Raw genomic sequence first — 4,529 nt, 5'->3', positions numbered from 1 at the left:
TCACGGCTCACTGCTCACTGCTCACTGCTCACTGCTCACTGCTCACTGCTCACTGCTCACTGCTCACTGCTCACTGCTCACCGCTCACCGTTTTTATCACAACGACCAATAAAGTAGTCCGGCTTGTTCTATCTCTGTTCTCTGGTATAAATTTTTGACATCGACCAGGGTGCCCTGGCCGTTGCCGTTGGAGCAAAGTTGGGCGAAGGATTGCGGGGTGAGGCCGGCGTAGGCACGATGACTGACGGCGCAGATGATTGCATCGACCGGCCCTGCTTTATCCAGAGCAGTGAGGGTCAAGCCGTATTCGTGCCGAGCCTCAGCAGGGTCGGCCAGGGGGTCGTGAACCAGCACCTCGACACCGTATTCACGCAACTCCCTGACAATATCGATGACCCTGGTGTTGCGGATATCGGGTACATCTTCCTTGAAGGTCAGTCCCAATATCAGCACGCGAGCTTCACGGATAATTTTTCCGGCTTTGATCATCTGTTTAACGGTGTTTTCAGCGACATATTTGCCCATGCCGTCGTTGATGCGACGTCCGGCGAGAATCACCTGTGGATGATAACCGATCTGTTCCGCTTTGTGGGTGAGGTAGTAGGGGTCAACACCGATGCAATGACCACCGACCAGGCCGGGGGTGAACTTGAGAAAATTCCATTTGGTGCCGGCGGCTGCGAGAACATCCATCGTTGGTATGCCAAGTTTGTTAAAAATCAGCGCCAGTTCGTTGATCAGGGCAATATTGAGATCGCGCTGGGTATTTTCTATGACCTTTGCGGCTTCGGCCACCTTGATGCTGGAGGCACGATGGACACCGGCGGTGACGATCAACTCGTACACAGATGCCAGCAGATCGAGGGTTGCTGCATCGAAACCGGCCACCACCTTGATAATCCTGTCAACAGTGTGAACTTTATCACCGGGATTGATGCGCTCAGGAGAATAACCGACGGTGAAATCATTTCCACAGCGCAGGCCCGATTCCTGTTCGAGAATCGGCACACAGATATCTTCAGTGACACCGGGGTAGACGGTTGATTCGTACACCACCACCGCCCCTTTTTTCATGTGCCTGCCGATGGTTGCCGAAGATTTTTGTAATGGTGACAGATCGGGATTATTGTTGGCGTCAATAGGCGTCGGCACCGTCACAATCAGCACATCCGCCAGCCCCAATTCGGCCGGATCGGTCGTGTAGCGGATGTGCGTACTGTGCAGATCTTCCGTCGTCAACTCGCCGGTCATATCGATCCCGGAGAGCAGCTGGTCAATTTTCTTTTGATCGATGTCAAAACCGATAACATCGGCCTTGCGTCCGAACGCTGCTGCCAACGGCAAACCCACGTAACCGAGCCCAACCACGGCAATTTTAGCTTGTTTGTTGATAATCTCTGCGATGGTAATCATTAAATAAACCTTGTCTGCCGCTAACGCGGCAACAGCCACTTCGTGGCGTCATTGGTCCATCGCTAAAGCGATGTCATTGGTTAAAACCGTTCATTGCTCACTGCTCACGGCTTACTATTTCTTCCCATCCACTCCCAGGTGCGTTTCAGCCCTTCGGTGATCGTGTATTCGCTGGTGTAGCTCATCTGTTTTTGCACCTGCCGGTTGTCGGCACAGGAATGACGGATATCGCCGGGGCGGGGCTCCTGGTAGTTGATCTCCAGAGTGTGCGAAGCAAATGCCTGTATCGCCGCCAGCAACTGATTGAGGCTGGTCTGTTCGCCGTTGCCGACGTTTATCGGCGCGGTGATGGTCTTGGTCGTGCACACAGCATGATCCAACAAGCGTACAAGATCAGCAATATAGACGAAATCGCGGGTCTGTTCACCGTCACCAAACACATTAATCGGCTGCCCGGCCAGCGCATGCTGTAGAAAAATACTGATCACTCCCGAATAGGGGGATGAAGGGTCTTGCCTGGGGCCGAAGATATTGAAAAAACGGAAGATGAAGGGTTTGAGACCATACCGGCGCCGGTAAAAATCGATATAATACTCGCCGGCCAGCTTGTCGACAGCATAGGGAGTCAGGGGTTTGAGTTGGTTATGCTCGCGCACCGGCAACTCCTCGGTGTTGCCGTAAACGGCAGCAGAAGAAGCATAGACAAAGCGGCCGATTCCCCGTTTTTTTGCCGCTTCAAGCAGATTGAGGGTGCCGACCAGATTGACCTGATGGGTGCCGCAAGGGTCCTCCACCGAAGCCTGTACGGAAGCAATTGCCGCCAGATGAACGATAACATGACAGCCACTCGCTGCCTGTTCAACCGTTTCACCACAACGGATATCGCCGTTCACGATCTGTAGTGCGCCACCGGCAGCGGGGAGATTACTCAACTTGCCGGTGCTGAAGTTATCAAGAACCACTACCTGATGGTTCTGTGAAAGCAGCAGATCCACCAGATGCGATCCGATAAAACCGGCCCCACCGGTTACGAGAATTTTTAATTTGTCATTTGTCATATATATACCGCTTCGCGGTGTCTGCCGCAGGGCGGCGTCATTGGTCCATCGCTAAAGCGATGTCTACCGCTTCGCGGTGTCTGCCGCAAGGCGGCGTCATTTGTAAAAACGGTGAGCGGTAAACAGTGAGCGGTGAGCGGTGCTAAAAAGGCAGAATACAGGAGTTAGTTAGAATTCAGGAGGTTTTCAAATTCTATATTCTATATTCAGTCTCTGCGTTAATGTTTTTCCTCATCACTCATCACTCGTCACTGCTTTCCCACTCCCCACTCCCCACTCCCCACTCCCCACTCCCCACTCCCCACTCCCCACTACCCACGATCCTTGCGCACCAGCGGTTCCAGTTTAACCACATCCAATGGTGTACTGCGGTGGTGATCGGCCACCAGCATCTGGCGCAAGCGTTCGACCTGGGCGGAGATTTTTTTTAGTTGATCCTCAATCTGCACGAACTGCTTTTGCTGCTGATTGATCAGGTATTCAAGGATGCTCCCCTGGCTCGACATTCGCTCGATAATCGCCTCGTTTTCGGTGCGGGTGGCACTGAGCTTGGCGTAGTTTTCTTCGATGCGGGCTAACCGGTTATCAAGGCTTGAGCCGGTGGTAATCAGATACGCCGGGGAGTCGCTCTCAGCAGTTGCAGTCGCCTCCGGCTTTTCAGCGCTGATCCGATGTTCGTCTTCAAAGGAAAGTTCGGTCAACGCGTCTTTGATCATATCCATGTCAATAGAACGGGTTTCCTCAACAAAAGCAGAAAGCAGCAGATAATCACAAATCAGATTGATCAGCCGCGGAATGCCGGCGCTGAAGCGGAAAATTGCATCAAAAACCCCTTCAGCAAAATTGATACAGTCACGTCTACCAACGGTACCAAGGCGATGAAGAATATATTCCTCAATTTCTTCACGATTCAAGGGGTTCAAATGGCAGCAGATACTGATGCGCTGGCGTAGTTGGCGCAATGATGGGCGCGCGATAATCTGTTTAAGCTCGGGTTGCCCGACGAGAATAATCTGCACCAGCTTGAAGCTGTCTGCTTCGAAATTGGAAAGCAGCCGTATCTCTTCCAGAACTTCTTCCGTTAGGTTCTGCGCCTCATCGATAATGATAATGGCCTGGCGGCCGGCGGCATGTTCACCAAGGAGAAAATCGTTGAGTTCGTTGATCAGTTGAACCTTGTCTTTGCCTTCAGTCTTCAGCCCGAAATCATCATTAATCAGGGCGATCAACTGATGTCCATCAACTTTGGTGTTAAACACCATGGCCAACGACATTTCTCCACTGATTTTGTTGATAATATCGCGCAACAGGGTGGTCTTTCCTGAACCCACCTCACCGGTCAGCAGGGAAAAGCCGGCCCGCTCCTGAACACCATATTGCAGATAGCTCAAGGCCTTGCGGTGGCCTTTGCTTAAATAGAGAAACTGCGGGTTGGGCAGCAAATCAAAAGGTTTGGCGCTTAAATCAAAAAACTTTGTATACATAATTAAAACCGTAATGTTCCTCGAAGGGTAATAATGTTGTTGCGATAGTCACGACCGTTGAGATCGGAATCGTTGTAACGGTGACGATAAGAAAGGGACAGATTAAAACGTCGATATTCGTAGCCGAGGGTGCCGCCAAGGGTGTAGCGATGAATTTGTTCATCCGTCGCCGAATCTTTATTATCAATGTGTTCATACCCGGCATCCAGCCCGGCAGTCAACGAACGTCCAAGCTGTCGGTCAATCAACAGGCGCACCCCGTAGGATTCATCAATACGGTTCTGCCGCTGATAGTCAAGTTCGCGCCAGAACAACTGGGTGCGCGCACTGACCTTCGGCGGCGTATAAACCAGGGCAAAGCTACCCTCGCGGGTTCGAGACAAACCGTCTCTAGCGGTCATGACAAAATCCTGACTGTAGGCCAGGGTTGCCTGGATGGCTTCACTGAGCCGATAGCTAAGATCCGTTGACCAAATGGTGCTGTCGGTTTCATCACCACGGTCGTATTCGATCCAGGTGCGACCAACCGTTGCAGACAGGGTCGTACGTGCTCCGAGCCGATAATCCCCACCGA

At 52.0% G+C, this 4,529-nt stretch carries 4 protein-coding genes; all 4 read right to left on the bottom strand.

What is annotated here, in order from left to right; translation table 11 throughout:
* Positions 1–96 precede the first annotated feature (96 nt).
* Complete coding sequence (locus AC6F7T_RS02015) at positions 97–1,413, bottom strand: nucleotide sugar dehydrogenase (protein ID WP_500716300.1); 1,317 nt, start codon at positions 1,411–1,413, stop codon at positions 97–99.
* 104 nt (positions 1,414–1,517) lie between these two features.
* Complete coding sequence (locus tag AC6F7T_RS02010; protein ID WP_500716299.1) at positions 1,518–2,471, bottom strand: NAD-dependent epimerase/dehydratase family protein; 954 nt, start codon at positions 2,469–2,471, stop codon at positions 1,518–1,520.
* A 311-nt stretch (positions 2,472–2,782) separates the two neighbouring features.
* Complete coding sequence (locus AC6F7T_RS02005) at positions 2,783–3,955, bottom strand: XrtA/PEP-CTERM system-associated ATPase (protein ID WP_500716298.1); 1,173 nt, start codon at positions 3,953–3,955, stop codon at positions 2,783–2,785.
* A 2-nt stretch (positions 3,956–3,957) separates the two neighbouring features.
* On the bottom strand, positions 3,958–4,529 hold a 572-nt coding region (locus AC6F7T_RS02000), incomplete at its 5' end, for an outer membrane beta-barrel protein (RefSeq protein WP_500716297.1).

This window comes from Pelovirga sp., from assembly GCF_059864205.1.
The sequence above is the reverse complement of the archived record's forward strand: the minus strand, read 5'-3'. Positions and strand labels throughout refer to the sequence as shown.

Excerpts from the sequence above, each read along its gene's own strand:
- AC6F7T_RS02015 (WP_500716300.1), bottom strand. The coding sequence starts at position 1,413 with ATGATTACCATCGCAGAGATTATCAACAAACAAGCTAAAATTGCCGTG.
- AC6F7T_RS02010 (WP_500716299.1), bottom strand. The coding sequence starts at position 2,471 with ATGACAAATGACAAATTAAAAATTCTCGTAACCGGTGGGGCCGGTTTT.
- AC6F7T_RS02005 (WP_500716298.1), bottom strand. The coding sequence starts at position 3,955 with ATGTATACAAAGTTTTTTGATTTAAGCGCCAAACCTTTTGATTTGCTG.